The sequence below is a fragment of the Rhodobacter sp. 24-YEA-8 genome, assembly GCF_900105075.1.
Taxonomy (GTDB): domain Bacteria; phylum Pseudomonadota; class Alphaproteobacteria; order Rhodobacterales; family Rhodobacteraceae; genus Pseudogemmobacter.
Map to the genome: position 1 here is coordinate 68,651 of NZ_FNSK01000004.1, position 17,689 is coordinate 86,339.

Genomic DNA, 17,689 nt, shown 5'->3' on the forward strand with positions numbered 1-17,689 from the left:
GATGATCAGACCACGCCGGGCACCAGTTTGCGATAGATGAAAGCCGGTGGCGGCGCGCTGGTTTCCAGCGCGATCATCTCATCAATTCTGGCCCGGAAGGGCGAAAGACGGCATACCGGGTCTGTCGCGCGCGAGTCGCCGGTCAGCGCCATGGCCTGGCAGCGGCAGCCGCCGTAATCAATCTCGCGCCGGTCGCAGCTCTGGCAGGGTTCGGGGAGCCAGTCTGTGCCTCTGAAGGCCGAAAAGGCCGGACCCTGCCATATCTCTGCCAGCGAAGCGCTGCGCACATTCTGGAACACCAGGCCCGGGATGATTTCGGCGGCATGGCAGGGCAGAACCCTGCCATCGGGGGCGATATTAAGCCCGGTCGTGCCCCAGCCATTCATGCAGGCCTTTGGAAAATCGGCAAAATAATCGGGTGGCACGAAATCAATCGCCAGGGTCCCTGCATAGGTCCTGCGGGCTTCGGCCACCACCCGCTTGGCCTCATCGACCTGCTCGCGGGTCGGTTGCAAACCGGCGCGGTTTTTCAGCGCCCAGCCCTGGAACTGCACGCAAGCCACCTCGATCCGGCGGGCGCCCAGCCTGGCCGCCAGCGCGATGGTGGCCGGCAGATCGCCCAGATTGTGCCGGTGCATCACCGCATTGATGGTCAGTGGAAATCCCAGCCGGGCGATTTCAGCGGCGGTCTGCATCTTACGGGCAAAGCCGCCCTTATAGCCTCCGACGAAATCCGCGACCTCGGGCGTGGTGCCCTGCAGCGAGAGCTGGATATGATCAAGGCCGGCCCGGTCCAGCGCCTCCAGCCTTACAGGCGTCAGCCCGATGCCGGAAGTGATAAGATTGGTGTAAAGCCCCGCCGCCCGTGCCGCTGCCACCAGGTCGACCAGATCGGGGCGCGACGCAGGCTCGCCCCCGGAAAGATGCAGCTGCAAGACACCAAGTGCGGCAGCTTCCTGAAACACCCGCGCCCATTCGGTGCTTGTCAGCTCGCCCTGGCGCTGCACCATATCAAGCGGGTTCGAGCAATAGGGACAGGAGAGCGGGCAGCGATGGGTCAGTTCGGCCAGCATCGCGATCGGCGGCGCCTGCTGCGGGGATGGCCGGGGCGTGACGCTGTCTTTCATGACAGATCGACCAGCCGCCTGACAGCGAGGCCCTGCAAGAATTCGATCACATCGGCCTCGATCATGTCGCGCGGCGCATCATAGCGCCGGGCCAGATCTTCCGATATCGCGGCGATATCGCGGGCGCCGTCCACCTCATCAAGCACCGCCTTGCCAATCGGGTCCAGCATCAACGCAATCTCGGGGCCAAGCAGCACCGGTGTCTCCCGCACCGCATCATAATGCAGCCTCACCCCGCGCGGCAGGCTGGGGCGATCCGATCCAATGACCGCGGCGCCGGTCATCGCATCAGCCCCTGATCCGGGCGCCATGCCCCGGGCGGGATCAGCCCGGGCGCGACATAGGCACCGTAAAGCGCGTCGAGCTGGGCCCAGAGCACATCGGTTTTAAACTCCAGCGCCGCGACGGCCATATCCTCCTGCTCACGCGTTTTCGCCTGATCCAGCACCCAGGCGAGGCCGAACGCCACATCCTTCGGCGCCTCCTTCAGCCGGTGCTGAAAGTAAGATATCGTATCCGGATTGGCGAAAGCATAGTGCCGCAGCAGGCCCGCAATGCGTTCTTCATGGATCGCCGGGGCGAAAAGCTCGGTCAGGCTGGCGGCGACGGCCTGCAAAAGCGGCTGCTCGCGGACATATCTGACATAGGCATCAACCGCGAAACGGGTGGCCGGCAGGACACCCTCGCAGGACGCCACATAAGCGGCGTCAAGCCCGACGCCTTCGGCGAGACGCAGCCAGCGGCTGATCCCCCCCGGCTGGCTGTCGCTGCCGTCGTGATCTTCGATCCGCGCGCGCCAGGCCCGGCGCAGGCCCGGCTCCTCTACCCGGCTCATGAAGGCCGCGTCTTTCATCGGGATGCGCGACTGGTAATAGTAGCGGTTCACCACCCAGGCCCGGACCTGGTCAATCGTACAGCCGCCCGAATGCAGCAGGCGGTGAAACGGGTGTTTGTCGTGATAGCGCAGAACCCCGACCTGGCGCAGCCGTGCCTCAAGCGCGGCCTTGCGATCCTCGGGGGTGATGGCGGGGGCAGCAGCGCTCACAGCAATATCTCCTGTCCGTCGCGGGCGATCTCCCAGCCTGCCGCCCCGACCCGGGCGCGTTCCTCCGAGCCGGGCCGCAGCACGGGATTGGTATTGTTGATATGGATATAGATGCGCCGCGCGATGCTCAGCCCGTCAAACGCGGCGAGGCTGCCATCCGGCCCTGCCATGGCGATATGACCCATCCGCCCGCCGGTTTTCACGCCGGTGCCGGTCCTGGTCATTTCATCATCGCTCCAGACTGTGCCGTCGAAGAGAAGAAGATCCGCGCCCCCGACCCGGTCGCGCAGATCCGGCGTCACCGCAGCACAGCCCGGGATGTAGAACATCACCCGACCGCCGCAGTCGATCCGCAGTCCGATGGTCTGTTCTCCCAGGAGATCGGTCTTCACCTCGCCCTCTTCCAGAAACAGCGGCACCTTGCCCGGGACGGCAAAAGCGGTCAGCCGCAGCCCGGCAAGCGGCTCAAAGGGTTCATCGGGCCGGACCACCTGCCTGCCGACCAAAGCGGGGTTGAGCACGCGGAACACCGGCTGTTCAAGGATCGCAAGCGTCGCGGCCGTCGCATGGATCTGAAAAGGGGTGCTTTCGCGCAGGGTCAGCAGCCCGGCGATATGATCGATATCGCCATTGGTCAGCACGACGGCACGCACTGGGCTGCCGCGCCGGGACGGCGGATGCAGCCCCGAGAGGCGCATCTGCTCGCGGATATCAGGCGAGGCATTCAGCACCACCCAGTCGCGGCCATCAGCTGATACCGCAACCGAACTCTGGCTCATGCCAGCGATCTCGCCCGACCGCGCATCGGCGCAATTCCGGCACCCACAATTCCATTGGGGCAGGCCACCGCCGGCGGCTGCCCCAAGAATCTTTACATGCATTCCGGACGAATCAGATCAGGTCGCGGCCACCGCGATCGTCTTCCGACGGACCGTACATGTTGATTTCCATACCGCATTTCACTTCAAGAGCCTTCGGTTTCGACCAGGTCATGGCAGTTCCTCCTTTGCCTCATCGCTAAAGCTTACGCCGGTGATGTCACTTGGCAATACAACTTTAGTTTCCCCCTGGCGTGACGCAGCCTGTCCGGTAAAGCAGCGGGACCCGGCCGGCTGCGGTTGTCTGCCCTAGCGGTTGACCCGCCGCGCGACCGGCTTTGCCTGACGTTTCAGGCCAAGCCGCGCCATCCTGCGATGCACCGTCGCCCGGTCAACCTGCAACAAAGCGGCGACCGCAGAAATGTTCCAGCCATTCTCGGCCAGGAGATGGCTGAGCATCGCAGCCGAACCCGGGCCGGCATCGCCGCCCTGCCCCCGCATATGGGCGGGAAAATGCTCTGCCCCGATCAGGAGCTTGTCTGCCACCAGCCCGCCCGTCGCCGCGATACTTCGGGCAAGCGCTTCCATCTCATGCAGATTGCCCTCCCATTTATGGCCCGTCAGCAGCGCGGCCGCCGGAAGATCAAAGGTCACGCCGGATCCGAAGGCGGCAGTAAACAGCTTTCTCGCGATCGCCATGATGTCCTGGCGCGCGGAAAGGCCCGGCAGCACCAGCCGGGTTGCCGCCAGCCTGTGGTGAAACTCCTCACGCGGGGCACCATTGGCGCCAAGGCCCCGGCTGGTGACGATGATGCGCGCGCTCGACTCGCGTTCCCGCATTGCGCCGATGGGACGAAAGCGGCGCGTGACCAGCAGGCTCGCGAGCCTTGCCCGAAGCGCGGCGGGCAATTGTTCCGGATTATCGAGCACCAATGTGCCATGATCCGCCGCGCTGATCAGACCGGGTTCATAGCTGCGCAGTTCGCCGCGCCCGAACAGCACCGCGGCCTCTTCACCGGTGATCGTCTCACAGGCCACGGTGATCAGCGGACCGCGCCGGCCCGCAGCATGAATCGCGCGCGCCAGTGCCGATTTTCCGCTGCCGCAGGGCCCCTCGATCAGCATCGGCATATCGCTGCGCGCAAGGACCATTGCCTGCCCGACCACCTCCTGCATCACCGTGTCAGTGCCTGCAAGCTCGCTGAGTTCGGCCGTCAGACGGGGCGCCGGAACGGTATGCGTGACCAGTGCGCGACGTGGCTCGATTGCATGGGCAAAGAGGCGGTAGCCGTCGCGGGTTTCAATCAGCCGGTCACGGGCCTCATGCTGGCGGGTCAGCCGTTCGAGGCCAGAGCAATCGAGATTGAAAATCTCTTCGATGGGGCGGCCGATCAGCGATGCGCCGCGCCGCCAGTCCTCGCCAAGGCTGCGCGCCATCAGCCGGGCCGCGCCATTGGTCATCCCGATCACCCTGCCCCCTTCGTCAAGACGCAACGCGGCTTCGGGATCGACATCCAGAAAATCCGGGCTGCCGGCCAGGCGCAGAACCCAGTCGGTGCGACTTTCCGCCATGATATTCGCCATCTCGATCCGCCGCGCAGTCTGGCGCACCAGGTTAAGCGCAAGGCTCTGGCTGGTGCGGATCAACGGCGAGGAAAGCAGCGAGATATCAAGAACCGCCGCCAGCTGCCCCGCCGTGTCATAGATCGGCGCAGCGGTGCAGGACAGTCCGGTATGGCTGATATCGAAATGGTCGCTCTGATGAATGATCAGCGGCTCGCCGGTCTCGATACAGGCGCCAAGCGCACAGGTGCCAGCGCGGGCCTCGGACCATTCCGCGCCGAGATACAGCCCGGACCGGCGCAGCGCGTCTTTCTGCGTCTCCTCTCCCAGATATTCGACGGTGACACCGGCGGCATCCGCGAGCAGCAGCACATAATTCTGCCCGGCGACCAGTTTATAAAGATCATCGATACCAGAGCGCGCGATCCGGATCAGATCCTCCGAGCGCTGGCGGTGCTGGCGCAGGGCCGCGTCCGGAAGGATATAGGCTTCGCCCCGCGCGGCAGGATCAAGCCCGTGCTTTTTCAGGCATCGCAGCCAGCTTTGCACCACGACGGGATCGCGGGTCTCGCTGCCGTGATGCAAGGCGGTCTCGATCTCGCGGATATGCTCGATATCGGTCTGCATTCTGCTCCCCGTCAGGGCGGTGGCCGCAGGTATTGTCGGGCGGCAACCCCGTGATCCTGGCATAAATCTTCTGTGCCGTTAACCACGCCGTCTGTGCGGTGCAGCATCCTGCCGCACTGCCGCAAGGCTGTTGCAGCCCGGTGCAACACTGTGCGCCCGCTATGCCTCAGTACCTCCCGCCAAGCCTTTGGAATCGTTGATCTGCAAGAAAGGCGTTCGCGCTGAACCGGCGGCAGGCCAGGCTGTTGCCACAGTGGAGGAGACCGAGAATGAAAGCCTTGCGCTTCCATGCCGCCCGGCACCTGCGGATCCCGGAGGCGAGGGAGATTCCCGCGCCGAAGTTCCGGATCGTTCTGACCTGACCCGATCCCGGCAGGCAGGGGTTGGGAGGCCCCGGTCAACCGGATGAGACACAGCACCATGGGAGGAGAAACTATGCTTGATACGATGAGAGAAGGCGCGCTTGCCGCGCTGGTTGCCGATCTGGAACGCGCGCTGGTGGCGCAGGATGCCGAGGCGGTGGCCGGGCTGTTTCTGGAAACCGGCTTCTGGCGCGACCTTGCGGCCTTTACCTGGAACCTGAAAACCTGCGAGGGCCGGGCTGAGATCGCGGAAATGGCCCGGGCGCAACTGGCGCATGTCAGGCCGTCGCTGCTGCGCCTTGACCCGTCGGAGCCTGTTTCAGAGGCGGCTGGCGTCACCGAGGGCTGGCTGCTGATCGAGACCGCCACCGGCCGGGGTCAGGGCTATATCCGCATGAAAGAGGGTAAGATCTGGACGCTTCTGACCACGCTCCATGAGCTGAAAGGCCATGAGGAACCGAGGAAGCTGCGCCGTCCGATGGGGGCCGAACATGGCCATGACCCGAACCGCAGAACCTGGAAGGAAAAGCAGCTTGATGAGGCGGCGCGGCTTGGCTTCGAAGAACAGCCCTATGTGCTGGTGATCGGTGGCGGTCAGGGTGGCATCGCGCTTGGTGCGCGGCTCAGGCAGCTTTCCGTCCCGACCATCGTGATCGACAAACACCCGCGCCCCGGCGATCAGTGGCGCAACCGCTACAAATCGCTCTGCCTGCATGACCCGGTCTGGTATGACCACCTGCCCTATATCCCCTTCCCCGACAACTGGCCGGTCTTCGCGCCCAAGGACAAGGTCGGCGACTGGCTGGAGATGTATACGAAGGTGATGGAACTGAACTACTGGTCCTCCACCACCGCGAAATCGGCGAAATATGACGAGGCGAAAGGCGAATGGGAGGTGGTGGTTCATCGCGACGGGCGCGATATCACCCTGCGCCCGAAGCAGCTGGTTCTGGCGACCGGCATGTCCGGCAAGGCCAATGTGCCAGTGATCCCGGGCCAGGATGTGTTCCAGGGCGAGCAGCAGCATTCCAGCCAGCACCCCGGCCCCGACGCCTATAAAGGCAAGCGCGTTGTGGTGATTGGCGCCAATAATTCGGCGCATGACATCTGTGCTGCACTGTGGGAGGGCGGCGCCGATGTGACGATGGTGCAGCGCTCATCCACCCATATCGTCAAATCGGAAAGTCTGATGGAGGTCTGTCTGGGCGGGCTTTACTCTGAGGCGGCGGTGGCCAGCGGCATCACCCATGACAAGGCGGATATGATCTTTGCCTCGGTGCCCTATAAGATCATGGCCGATTTCCATGTGCCACAATATGACGAGATCAAGGTCCGGGATGCGGCGTTTTATGCCGCGCTGGAAAAAGCCGGGTTCATGCTCGATTTCGGCGATGATGAAAGCGGGCTCTTCATGAAATACCTGCGCCGGGGGTCGGGCTATTACATCGACGTGGGCGCCTGCGATCTGATCATCGATGGCTCGATCAAACTGCAATCCGGCAAAGGGATCAGCCATTTGTCTGAAACTGCCGTGGTGCTGGACGACGGCACCGAATTGCCTGCCGATCTGGTGGTCTATGCCACCGGCTATGGGTCGATGAACGGCTGGGCTGCGGATCTGATCAGCCAGGAAGTGGCGGATAAGGTTGGCAAATGCTGGGGGCTGGGGTCGGAAACGACCAAAGATCCTGGGCCATGGGAGGGCGAGCAACGCAATATGTGGAAGCCCACCATGCAGGATGGGCTCTGGTTCCACGGTGGCAATCTGCATCAGTCGCGTCACTATTCGCGCTATCTCGCGCTGCAACTGAAAGCGCGTCAGGCCGGGCTTGAGACGCCGGTCTGGGGGCTCGAAGCGCCGCATCATTTGCGCTGAAGCCAGGCATGGGCCGCTTTGCCACTGGCGAAGCGGCCCGTTGATCCATGCCGAACGCGCCGGGTCTGTGCCGGGGGTTACGCTGAACCTGGCCCAGGTCGCGCCGGATTACTGGCTGGTGGATCGGGTCAGAACAGGCTGAGGCGCGCCCAGATCATCCTGCTCCAGCGGGTCGGCCCCCGTCTTCAGCAACTTAACAACCGCTGTGAAATGTTTGATCCGCGCCATGCGGAAAAGCAGCGCCAGATCGGGTTCCCGCACCAGCCGCGCTTTGATGTAATGGCCAAGCAGCCCAAGACCGACTGCCGCCACCAGGAACAGACCGATCCATTTCCCCCAGTCACTTCATGGTGTGGGGCCTGAGGCAGAGAAGCTGCGGAACTCTTCCGTAAGGCGGTCGAGCATATCCATGCTGCGATTGGTCTCATCGGCAAGCGCCACCATGATCCCGATCGATTGCCGCCGGGAGCAGTCTTGCGGCTCCTCGACGCTGCGCCGCGCCACACCATCCGCAATCGCGCTTTGCAGTTCGGCGTCAAAGATATCGGGCATCACTTCGGCGCGGGCCAGATCGACACGGCTGCGACCGCCATGGCATTTTGCGGCATAGGCATTGTGCAGCCGGGCAGAGCTTATGATCTCTGCCTTTCTGTGGGCGAGCGTGCTGCGATAATTCGCCTCTGTTTCAGGAACGAGGTAGATCCGGTCCGCCTCGGCAAGGCCGCTGTATTCGGTGACAGGCAGATCGCGGTCCGGTATCACCCAGTCCAGCGGGTCGATGCGCAAAAGATCGGCCGAACTGGCCAGCTGCAGCACACAGACCAGCACGGCCAGCGCTGCCAGCAGCTTGCGCGCTATCTGTCCCGGGCCCTTTTCCGCGATGACGGCAACCGCCAGGGCAATCCCGATCAGCGCAAGCACGATGCCGCCAGGGTTGAAACGGCTGTCGGAGACCGTTTCACCATTCACCATCAAAGTGCTGGTGCTGCCGATGAACAGAAAGAACGGCAGGAGCCCAAGGAGAAGGGCGATAACGGGTTTCAGAAAACGTTGCATGGATAACCTCTGGCCGTTGCCTTTATGGTGGTTTCGATCTGGTGGAGCGCGCAGCGGCGCCCGGGCAATTTCCCCTTCGGAGACATCCCGCTGAACCTGACCTAAAGTGTCTGCGCGCGGAATGCGATGAAAGCCTGTCCGGTTCAGGATCAGCGCCCCCACAGTCAGCTGCGCCGGCAACGGCCTCGCGGATTGCCTCGGCCCTACGGGCCGGTCGCGTGGTCAAAGAGCAAAACTGCGGATCACTCTTCTTCCTCCAGCCACCAGGCCACGCTGCCGATCTGCCGATAGTCGTAATGTGCGTTGTCGCGGAAATCGGACCCCGGCGAGACCAGCTCCTGCGCGTCGGTCAGATCGCGGATCGAGCCGTCAGCCGCGGCCAGCGTGATCCCCTCCCCCACCACCTCCCAGTGGCACCAGAGCGCGCTTTCGTGGGCCTTCTTCACGGCGACATTCAGGTCGGCAAAGGGAAAGGGCCAGTCGTGACGATATGCGCTGCTATCGGGCAGCAAGAGCCAGATGCCTTCGCGACGGCCGGTATAGCTGTTCCCGAACCCGTCGAGGCGGAAATCGAAATCGGCCTCATAAAGGACATGTGCTATGTGGCCACTGGCGATACCTGCGCCCGATCCGGCACAGATCGCCACGGTGCGTGCAACCGACCATTTGTGACAATCAAAGCCATTTGGGGCCCGGTCACGCCCCTTCTGGTCTGGTCGTGACGAAATAACCGGCCCCTTGCGGGGCCGGAAATCAACGGGAAAAGCCAGGCCAGCCGGTTTACAGCCAGTAGGGATTGACCCCGTAATGATCATAGGAGCGTTTCTGCCAGTCACGGTTGGAACGCCAGTCATCCGAATAGGCCGGTGCGCCCTCAAGCTGAGCTTTGGTCAGATCGGTGACATAGACGCCCCGCGCGCCGTCATAGCGCAGCTTGCCGAAGGGGATGGGATGATAGTCCGAACCGATCCCGAGGAACCCGCCGAACTGCAACACGCCATAGACGACCTTGCCCGAGGCGGGGTCGATCATGACATCATCGATATGACCGAGATCATCGCCCGCCGGGCTGTAGACTCTGGTGCCTTTGACGTCATCTTTGCCCGAAATCAGGTGGGCGGTGGTGGCTTCATATCCGGGAACTGCAGTGGTCATCTGTCTTCTCCTTTTGCAAAGATTAGGAAAGGTGGTCTGGTTCGGGCGCCCGGCTTACGTTCTGTGCTCGGGCAGCGCTTCAAGCTGTTCGCGGGTCAGGGATGTTTCGATCCGCACGACGGCGTTGTCGGCATCCCGGATGACGGTGAGAGTATCAACCGGCACGAGGACGGATCTTGCGCCAATCCCGAGAAAGCCGCCGACATCAATCACCGCGCCGGAAAGTGTGTCCCCGTTCAGGACCAGATCGCTGACCGACCCGATATTCTCGCCTGCCATGTCCTGCACGGCGGCACCCGTCAGCTCCTCCGAGGTCGGGGAAACTGCTGCGCGCTGGCCGGCAACGGGGGCTGCGGTGGTGGCATCGGCGGCCTCCCCGGCAATGGGGCTCAGGGCGGCATGGTCATCCCAGGAATATCCGGCCGTCAGATTGTCATCGCTCCATTCAGGAAGCGCCTCAAGCTGCTGACGCGACAGGCTGGCGACGACGAAGAAGTCACCCAGATCATCCGGCGTCGCGGTATCAGCCACGAAGTAAAGATCATTGGTGCCCACCATTACGGTGCGGCTGCCCATCCCGAGGAAACCACCGATATCAAGCAGAACACCCTGGATCTCGCCATCCTGGCTGAGGATGATATCGTTGATCCTGCCGATATCATCCCACTGGTCACGACCGGCGATAAAGGTCTCGCCACTGGTCCAGCGGGCGGCCCGCTCGTCCCAGGCGGGATCTGCGGGTCGGGCGGCGCGCAGCTCGGTTACAGCATCCGGGCTGAGGGTATAAAGGTTCATCCCGGTAAATTCCGACGCGCGGAACCCCGGAACCATAGCGCCTTGGGCCATCTCGCCGGCAACGGCTGCTTCGGCCGGAGCTTCGGTCGTCCCGGTCTGGGCCGCCACGATGCCACTGGTCGCCAGAAGAATGGCAGAGGTGAGCATGAGAGTCTTCATGTAGTCTCCTGTCGTTTCAGTTTCAGCCAGGGCGTTGCGGATAAAGCGAATGGCCTCTCCGAACCTTCCGGCCCGCCCATCTCGGGCATGACAAACGAACGGGCGTGGGGAGGAAATGTTCCGGCTGAATTTGAAAACAAAATTACAATAAATCGTTTTATATCAATTAATTGAATTGATTATCGCGGCGCCATGAAGGCGCCGCTTCCCGCTCTGCGGGTAACCGGTCACGGCAGGCGGGGCCTGGCTTATGTGACCGAGGGACCTGTGGTCCGGATTTTTATGCTGCGGCGTATTCAGCCCGGTCGGCAGGTACGATGCCGGTCTCTCATGAAGGGCCGGGCTAGTACTGCGAACGGTAAGCCAACTTCCGGCAGGGATCGCGGTTCCCCCAGACCGAGGACCCGAAGTCATGCGCGGCACGTAACCGCGGTCATTCGCCGTGAAGCCATGGCGATTTGGGCAAAAACCCGCCCAGGCCGCGGGCGAGATCGGAGAATACGGCGCGGAAGGGAACGTAAACGGCGCGGTGGGCATTCGCCTGCCGGTGCCAGTGCAAATGCCTCTTCGTGCAACGCGCTGCTGCCAATCAATCGCGCTCGCGGAGCTTTATAATATGGGCAAGAACCTTACCGGCGACGGCAGGCTGGATCTGGCATCGACCTCGGTCGCGCTGCTGGCCAATGCTGCATCGGGCCGCGATGATACAGCCGCGCAGGTCGAAGAGATCCGCGCGCGGCTGGAGCCGCATGTCGGCCGTTTCCGCCACTATCCTTTGCGCAAGGGATCAGAAATCGCCTCTGTCGCGCGGCAGGCCGTGAAAGACGGTGCCGGGCTTGTTGCAACTCTGGGCGGAGACGGGACACAATCCGCCGTCGCCGGTGCGCTTGCCGGGTCTGATACGGTGATGGCGGTGCTGCCGGGCGGCACATTCAACTATTTCTCGCGCGGGCTGGGTCTGGGCAATGACCTGTCCGATGCGCTTGAGGCGCTGGTGGCGGGGCATGTTGCCTGGATCGATCTTGGTGAGGTGAACGGGCGCATCTTTCTCAACAATGCCAGTTTCGGCGTCTATCCCGACATTCTGGAACGCCGCGAGTCGATATATCATCGCTGGGGCCGCAGCCGTCTCATGGCCTATTGGTCGGTCCTGGCCTCGCTGTTCGATCTGCGTCATCCGATGCAACTCAGGGTCAGTGCCTCGGGCGAGACGCGCGACATCACCACACCGCTCGCCTTTGCGGCACGCAGCCCCTATCAGCTGGAGAGCCTGGGGCTGGAAGGAGCGGAGGCGGTGCGCGACGGGCATTTCGCGTTGTTCATCGCACAGGGTCACCGCAGGCGTGACCTGATGACGGCGGCGCTGCGGCTGGCCTTTGGTCGTGCGCGGGAAGGCGTGGATTTTGAACTGATCATTGCCGATGATATCGTGATCTCCGGCGGGCGTGCGCGGCGGCTGGTCGCATTCGACGGCGAGAAAACCCATATGGCGGGCCCCTGGCACCTGAAGGTTCGGAAGGACCATCTGCGTGTGATCGTCCCGCCTCCTGCAACTGCGCCGCCCGACAGTCAGAAGAACGAGAGCCAATGACGAAACTTCTGCACCTGACTGACCTGCATTTCGGGGCAGAGAGGCAGGACCTGACGCCCGCGCTGGCGCGGGCGATTGCGCTGGCCGATCCCGATGTGATCGCGGTCTCGGGTGATCTGACCCATCGGGCCCGGCCGGAGCAGTTCAAAGCAGCCGTTGCATTCCTCCGGCAGCTAGGGCGACCGGCCATCGCGGTGCCGGGAAACCATGATATACCTCTGTGGAATCTTGGGCTGCGGCTGACCGCGCCATTCCGGCGCTGGCGCGAGGGGGTGCCCGCCGATCTGCGCAGCGACTGGTTGCACATTGGCGATTTCCACCTCTTTGCCGCCAATACTGCCGATCCGATGCGTATCCGCTCCGGCATCCTGCGCGAAAAGGATATCCGGCGGATCTGCGCCGGGCTTGTATCGGCGCCGCCCGCTGGATTCAGAGTGCTGGTCTGCCACCATCCGATCGAGGAGCCGCCAGGATTTGATCGCGGCGAGACGCGCAATGCCGCGCAGGGAATAGCGCGTCTGGTGAAAGGGGGGCTGGATATCAGCCTGAGCGGGCATCTGCATCACTGGCAGCCCGGTCTGGGCGTAACCGAAACAAACACCCGCCCGCTGTTGCAGATCCAGTCCGGCACCGCGCTTTGCGCCCGCCCGGGCGAGAAAAACCACGGCTTCGCGCTGCTGCAAACCCATCCGGGCGGCGTCAGCGTCACGCCCTGGCTGCTCAGCGAGGCTGAAAAACGCTTTTGCCCCGCCAAAGTGGTGAATTTCCGGCGGAGCGATGCAGGCTGGCTTCAGGAGAGGTGAGCGGGCTCAGTTTTGCCCGTTCACGACAGCCATGGCTGAATGAGCAGGGAAGCAGAATCTCGCGCTCATCTGACGGCACCTTTTCAGGCGCTGCCCTGACATCCTCAACCTCGCGCTGACACTTTCCCCAAAGCGTCCACATGTTATTGCAAAGAATGGTGAGAACCAGGATCACAGATTGTCAGGGGCCGCAGATGCACATGACGATCATGCTGCGCTGCCCGACAGGACGGACCGGGCCCTGCACTGCATCTTCAGGGCTGTCGGAGCGATGCCCGCGATACAGCCCGGACAAATCGTTTGCAGCACCGCTGAACGGGAAGCAGCTTCACCGCCCATTCCAGAACCAAACTGACCGTCATCGCAAAAAACAGTGCGACGATAATCGCGATCCAGGTGTTTTCGCCAAACCAGTGCCCGGCGAGATAGCCTGCGAGCGTCATGAAAAGCGCCCAGCAGATACCGGCAACCGTGCACCAGGGCAAAAAGCGCCAATAGCTGGTATCGACCATTCCTGCCGCCAGATTGGTCGTGATGCGCAAGCCCGGCAAATACCGCATCGAAACCAGGGTAAGGCCAAGACGCTTTTCCAGACCTGCTTCGACCTTCATGATCAGCGGCTCCAGCCGGCGCAGATAGCCCGAGGTGAGACGCTGTCGGTCCACCATTCTGCCGGCCCCGTAAGCCACATGATCTCCCAGCACCGAGCCAAGCGCCGCCGCCAGCATGAGCGGCCAGAGCAGCGGCTGGCTTTCGGCGGCGGCGAGCGCCGCCAGCGGCACCACCACAGTTTCGGCGGGCACCGGCGGGATGAAACCGTCCCCCATCACGCAGAGGAAGACAATCAGATAGATCCATGGCGAGCGTGCCATCGGCATGACGATGTCGTTGATAATTTCCATGGCACCCGGGATCAGAAAGAGGGCGGTAAGTCGCACCGGTCCCGCTACCACGGCGACCTGACCTGAACCTGATGCGGGCCAACCCGGGATGCTATCAGGTTCCGGTCAGCCGCATCCCTTATCAGGACCTCGGAATAACGAAGAGTGCAGCCGATGGAAATCTGGGAAGCAGCCGTTCTGGGGCTGTTGCAGGGCCTGACCGAGTTTCTGCCGGTCTCCTCAAGTGCACATCTGCGCATCGCGGGCGCGGTGATGCCGGCGGCGCATGATCCGGGGGCCGCTTTCACTGCCATCGTGCAAATCGGCACCGAACTGGCGGTTTTGCTGTATTTCCGCCGTGAGATCCTCGCGATCTGGCGCGCGATGGCACAGCAGATCGGCGGCAGGGCCTTTGATGCTGATGCGGCCCGGCTGGGTTGGCTGATCGCGATCGGCACGCTGCCGATTGTCGGGCTTGGGCTGGCTTTCGCAGATCTGATCGAAACCGCCTTGCGCAACCTTTATGTCACCGCTGCCATGCTGATCTGCTTTGGGATCGTGCTGGGGCTGGCGGACAGGTTCGGCAGCCGCAAGAAGGCGTTGCGCCAGCTTGGCTGGCGGGCCGGTATTTTGCTTGGCTTTGCCCAGGCCCTGGCACTGATCCCCGGTGTCTCGCGTTCGGGTGCGACGATCAGCGCCGGTCTCTTGCTGGGCTTCCGCCGCGAGGATGCCGCGCGCTATGCCTTCCTGCTGGCGATCCCTGCGGTGTTCGGCTCGGGCTTTTATCAATTGTTCAAATCGATGGGAGTGCCGGATCAGGTCGGGCTCGCCCCGACCGCTGTGGGCACTGCCGTGGCGTTTCTGAGCGGCTATATGGTTATCGTGGCCTTCATGCGACTGATCTCGACCGCCTCTTTCCTGCCCTTTGTCTGTTACCGGATCGGGCTTGGCCTTGTCTTGCTGGCCTTGCTCATGACCGGATGCCTGGCGCCTGTCTGATCCCCTGGGCCGCGCGGGATCAGGACAGCGGCAGCATCAGCTCGACACAGAAAGTCCCGTTCTGCGCCATGGTCGCGGTGCCGCCGAGATTGGCCATCGCCTGACGCACGATGGCAAGGCCGAGGCCAGTGCCGCCCTCGCTTTGCCGCCCCTTGCGAAAGCGGTCAAACAACAGCTCGGCTTCGGCTGCCGGTGGGGCGGGCCCTTCATCCGAGACGCGGATGACAGCGCGATTGTCCGGCAGAGCCTGCAAAGACAGCGTCAGCCGGCCCCGGCCATGTTTCAGCGCATTGTCGAGCAGGCTGCGAACCGCCTGGCGCAGCTGCCCGCCGCCGCGCGCAAGCATCAGCCCCTCGCTGAGGGTCAGCGTCAGCGCGCGCCCGGCTGCCTCACAGGCCGGCAACATGTCGGCGGCGGCATCGCGCAGAATACGCGCCACCGCCACCGGGACCTCTGCGGTTCCGACACTGTTTTCATGATCAAGCCGCGCCAGATCGAGCAATTGCTGCAGCAGGTGGCGCATCTGGTCCATATCATGGCGAATGGCCTGCCAGTCTGGCTTTGCGCCCATTTCCGCATTTTGCAGCCGCAGATCCAGCACCGCAAGCGGCGTGCGCAGCTCATGCGCCGCATCTGCCGTAAAGCGTTTCTCCATCGCATAGGCCTCGGCCAGCCGGGCGAGGGCGATATTGGCCGAGCGGGCGAGCGGCAGGATCTCGACGGGCAGCTCTTCCAGCGGGATGCGGCGATCAGGGGTGGATTTGCTGATGGTCGCGGCCAGCGCGGCAGCCCGGTGTACCGAACCAAGCGCCCAGTCCGACAGCATCCGGATCGAGACCAGGCTGATCAGCGCCAGAATCGCAATCACCAACGCAGAACCGGCCATGCGGTCACGGAAAATCTGGCAGAGCTCTTCGCATTCCGCCCAGTCATTACGTCCTAATATCAGCACCTTATCAGCGCCGACTGCCCGCACTGCCATCGTGGAGGGGATCTGATCGGGGCGGCCAGAGGGGGGAATGAACTCAAGGGCAGGCTGCGCCGCCGGGCTATGGGCGATCAGCCTGCCATCCGCCCCATAGAGCGCATAGCGCCAGTCGGATGCTGAGAAGTGATGCGGCAGACGGGCAATGTCGTCCGGTTCCGGTGGCTGCGGCAGTCCTGCCAGCAGGATCTCGATCTGTTCGCGGAACACATGGTCGCGGACATCATTGTCCAGATCCAGAAGATAGATCGCCACATTCACCACGCCGAGGGTGAATACCGCCGCCATCACCAGGATCAGACGGCTGCGAAGACTATTGATCCGGCGCATTCGTCCCCCCGAGTGTCAGCCGGTAGCCAAGACCGCGCAGGGTCTCAATCCGCACCGAAGTCGGCGTCCCCGCCAGTTTTTTGCGCAGACGGGAAACGATGGCCTCGACGGCATTCGGGGTCACCGGCTCGTCCAGCGAGTAAAGCCTGTCCTCGATGCTGTCCTTGATCACAACACCGGGCGCCGCGCGGATCATCTCTTCGAGCAGTGCATATTCCTTACGGGCCAGATCGAGCGTTACGCCTGAGACACGCACGGACATCGCCGCGGGCTCAAAGAGCAGATCGCCGAATTGCAGCAAGATCGATTGCCGCGCACCCGGACGGCGCAGCACGGCCCGCAGACGGGCCTCCAGTTCGGTCAGGCTGAAGGGCTTTACCACATAATCATCCGCGCCGGCATTCAGCCCGGTGACCTTGCTTTCCACCCCGTCGCGGGCGGTCAGGATGATTACCGGAATGCCGGCATTCTGCCCGCCGCGCCGCAACGCCGTCAGCAGGTTGAGACCGTCACCATCGGCAAGCCCGAGGTCGAGCACCATCGCCTGATAGGTGGAGATCGCCAGCATATGCTGCGCTTCCACACCGCCCGGAGTGTGATCGACCACGAAGCCAGCCCGTCTCAGATGGTCAGCAACCATGGCGGCCAGATCCCGGTTATCCTCGACCAGCAAAACCCGCATTCCGCCTCCCTTTGCGCAGCCTGCCCCGGCTTTGCCTCTGCCCCGATCCTGACCGCCAAAGCTGATCAGGCGCTGACAGTCTCAGACCCTGTGCCGAACTCGGCGGCCTCAGGCAAGCCTATCAGGTTCCTGTCAGCCAAGACCGATAGAGTTCCGGGCCTGCGGCAGGCCGGCCCGCGACGGATCCGACACAGGTGAGACTGGTATGAGTTCTGAAATTCTGGCGCTCGTTGCGCTCGCCATACCGCTGTTCGCGGCCACCAATGTCGACAATTTGATTCTTCTTACAGGGTTCTTCGCCGACCGTCGCCTGCGGGTGGCGGAGGTCCTCGCCGCTCAGTTTGCCAGTATGGCGCTGCTGATCCTTGCAAGCCTGCTGGTTGCGGGTGGTGTGCTGGCGCTGACCGACGGCCATGTGGGACTGCTGGGGCTGCTGCCGATCGGGATCGGGGTTTACAAACTGTGCCAGCGTCGCCTGGACGTTCCGGATGCCAGCGGCGGCATTGCGCGCCCACGCGCGGCGGTGCTCAGCAATATTGGCGCAGTTTCGTTGGTCATGCTGGCCAATGGCGGTGACAATATCAGCGCCTATGCGCCGGTATTCGCGCTTAAGTCAGGGGCTGCAACAGGCATCATCATCCTGAGTTTTCTGCTTATGACAGCGCTTTGGTCCGCGCTGGCCTTCTGGTTGGTCCGTCATCCGGCGATCGGCCGGCCGATCCGCAGATATGGCGAATTGCTGCTGCCCTATGTGCTGATCCTGATTGGTCTGTGTGTTCTCTGGGACGGGGTATCGGCGGGATATCCCCGGCAGGGAGAGCGTGGCGTATTTTAA

Annotated in this window: 19 protein-coding genes; 5 read left to right on the plus strand and 14 right to left on the minus strand. The window is 63.0% G+C overall.

Annotated elements, in window-relative coordinates; translation table 11 throughout:
• Positions 1-5: 5 nt before the first annotated feature.
• The 6 genes from pqqE to BLW25_RS20755 all read right to left on the minus strand — a co-directional run bounded on the left by pqqE (position 6) and on the right by BLW25_RS20755 (position 5,180).
• On the minus strand, positions 6-1,127 hold the full coding sequence (gene pqqE / locus BLW25_RS20730; RefSeq protein ID WP_092903712.1) for a pyrroloquinoline quinone biosynthesis protein PqqE: 1,122 nt from the start codon (positions 1,125-1,127) through the stop codon (positions 6-8).
• Complete coding sequence (pqqD, locus tag BLW25_RS20735; protein WP_092903714.1) at positions 1,124-1,411, minus strand: pyrroloquinoline quinone biosynthesis peptide chaperone PqqD; 288 nt, start codon at positions 1,409-1,411, stop codon at positions 1,124-1,126. The genes pqqE and pqqD overlap by 4 nt, the downstream gene beginning before the upstream one ends.
• Positions 1,408-2,172 carry a pyrroloquinoline-quinone synthase PqqC gene (pqqC, locus tag BLW25_RS20740; protein WP_253188609.1) on the minus strand — a complete coding sequence of 255 codons (765 nt, stop codon included), beginning with the start codon at positions 2,170-2,172 and terminating at the stop codon, positions 1,408-1,410. The genes pqqD and pqqC overlap by 4 nt, the downstream gene beginning before the upstream one ends.
• The gene (pqqB, locus tag BLW25_RS20745; RefSeq protein ID WP_092903716.1) at positions 2,169-3,053 is read right to left on the minus strand and encodes a pyrroloquinoline quinone biosynthesis protein PqqB; all 885 of its coding nucleotides are present in this window, start codon (positions 3,051-3,053) and stop codon (positions 2,169-2,171) included. The genes pqqC and pqqB overlap by 4 nt, the downstream gene beginning before the upstream one ends.
• Positions 3,054-3,063: 10 nt before the next feature.
• Entirely contained in the window at positions 3,064-3,165 is a 102-nt protein-coding gene (gene pqqA, locus BLW25_RS20750) for a pyrroloquinoline quinone precursor peptide PqqA (protein ID WP_092903718.1), read from the minus strand.
• A 134-nt stretch (positions 3,166-3,299) separates the two neighbouring features.
• Positions 3,300-5,180 (minus strand): sigma-54-dependent Fis family transcriptional regulator, encoded by a 1,881-nt coding sequence (locus BLW25_RS20755; protein WP_092903720.1) that lies wholly within the window; start codon positions 5,178-5,180, stop codon positions 3,300-3,302.
• A 435-nt stretch (positions 5,181-5,615) separates the two neighbouring features.
• On the opposite strand from BLW25_RS20755, the gene BLW25_RS20760 reads away from it, so the two are divergent.
• Complete coding sequence (locus BLW25_RS20760) at positions 5,616-7,418, plus strand: NAD(P)-binding domain-containing protein (RefSeq protein WP_092903722.1); 1,803 nt, start codon at positions 5,616-5,618, stop codon at positions 7,416-7,418.
• A 108-nt stretch (positions 7,419-7,526) separates the two neighbouring features.
• Here the strand turns inward: BLW25_RS20760 and BLW25_RS20765 are convergent, their stop codons facing one another.
• The 5 genes from BLW25_RS20765 to BLW25_RS20785 all read right to left on the minus strand — a co-directional run bounded on the left by BLW25_RS20765 (position 7,527) and on the right by BLW25_RS20785 (position 10,583).
• Positions 7,527-7,730, minus strand: a complete 204-nt coding sequence (locus BLW25_RS20765; RefSeq protein WP_092903725.1) for a hypothetical protein — start codon at positions 7,728-7,730, stop codon at positions 7,527-7,529.
• A gap of 33 nt (positions 7,731-7,763) precedes the next feature.
• Positions 7,764-8,474, minus strand: a complete 711-nt coding sequence (locus BLW25_RS20770; protein ID WP_092903727.1) for a hypothetical protein — start codon at positions 8,472-8,474, stop codon at positions 7,764-7,766.
• A 242-nt stretch (positions 8,475-8,716) separates the two neighbouring features.
• On the minus strand, positions 8,717-9,121 hold the full coding sequence (locus BLW25_RS20775; protein WP_092903729.1) for a hypothetical protein: 405 nt from the start codon (positions 9,119-9,121) through the stop codon (positions 8,717-8,719).
• Between the two features lie 133 nt (positions 9,122-9,254).
• Positions 9,255-9,629, minus strand: coding sequence for a PRC-barrel domain-containing protein (locus BLW25_RS20780; RefSeq protein ID WP_092903731.1), 375 nt, complete (start codon positions 9,627-9,629; stop codon positions 9,255-9,257).
• Between the two features lie 54 nt (positions 9,630-9,683).
• Positions 9,684-10,583 carry a PRC-barrel domain-containing protein gene (locus BLW25_RS20785; RefSeq protein WP_092903733.1) on the minus strand — a complete coding sequence of 300 codons (900 nt, stop codon included), beginning with the start codon at positions 10,581-10,583 and terminating at the stop codon, positions 9,684-9,686.
• Positions 10,584-11,199: 616 nt separating this feature from the next.
• Between BLW25_RS20785 and BLW25_RS20790 the strand changes: the two genes are divergently transcribed.
• Positions 11,200-12,174 (plus strand): diacylglycerol/lipid kinase family protein, encoded by a 975-nt coding sequence (locus BLW25_RS20790; protein WP_171909684.1) that lies wholly within the window; start codon positions 11,200-11,202, stop codon positions 12,172-12,174.
• Entirely contained in the window at positions 12,171-12,977 is an 807-nt protein-coding gene (locus BLW25_RS20795; protein WP_092903738.1) for a metallophosphoesterase family protein, read from the plus strand. Before BLW25_RS20790 ends, BLW25_RS20795 begins: the two co-directional genes overlap by 4 nt.
• Before the next feature lie 254 nt (positions 12,978-13,231).
• Here BLW25_RS20795 and BLW25_RS20800 read toward each other — a convergent pair whose 3' ends face one another.
• Positions 13,232-13,879 carry a DedA family protein gene (locus BLW25_RS20800; RefSeq protein ID WP_092903740.1) on the minus strand — a complete coding sequence of 216 codons (648 nt, stop codon included), beginning with the start codon at positions 13,877-13,879 and terminating at the stop codon, positions 13,232-13,234.
• 153 nt (positions 13,880-14,032) lie between these two features.
• On the opposite strand from BLW25_RS20800, the gene uppP reads away from it, so the two are divergent.
• On the plus strand, positions 14,033-14,857 hold the full coding sequence (uppP, locus tag BLW25_RS20805) for an undecaprenyl-diphosphatase UppP (protein ID WP_092903742.1): 825 nt from the start codon (positions 14,033-14,035) through the stop codon (positions 14,855-14,857).
• A gap of 19 nt (positions 14,858-14,876) precedes the next feature.
• Here the strand turns inward: uppP and BLW25_RS20810 are convergent, their stop codons facing one another.
• Both BLW25_RS20810 and BLW25_RS20815 read right to left on the minus strand, forming a co-directional pair.
• On the minus strand, positions 14,877-16,172 hold the full coding sequence (locus tag BLW25_RS20810; RefSeq protein ID WP_092903744.1) for a sensor histidine kinase: 1,296 nt from the start codon (positions 16,170-16,172) through the stop codon (positions 14,877-14,879).
• Positions 16,156-16,854 carry a response regulator transcription factor gene (locus BLW25_RS20815; protein WP_092903746.1) on the minus strand — a complete coding sequence of 233 codons (699 nt, stop codon included), beginning with the start codon at positions 16,852-16,854 and terminating at the stop codon, positions 16,156-16,158. Before BLW25_RS20815 ends, BLW25_RS20810 begins: the two co-directional genes overlap by 17 nt.
• A gap of 205 nt (positions 16,855-17,059) precedes the next feature.
• Between BLW25_RS20815 and BLW25_RS20820 the strand changes: the two genes are divergently transcribed.
• Complete coding sequence (locus BLW25_RS20820) at positions 17,060-17,689, plus strand: cadmium resistance transporter (RefSeq protein ID WP_092903748.1); 630 nt, start codon at positions 17,060-17,062, stop codon at positions 17,687-17,689.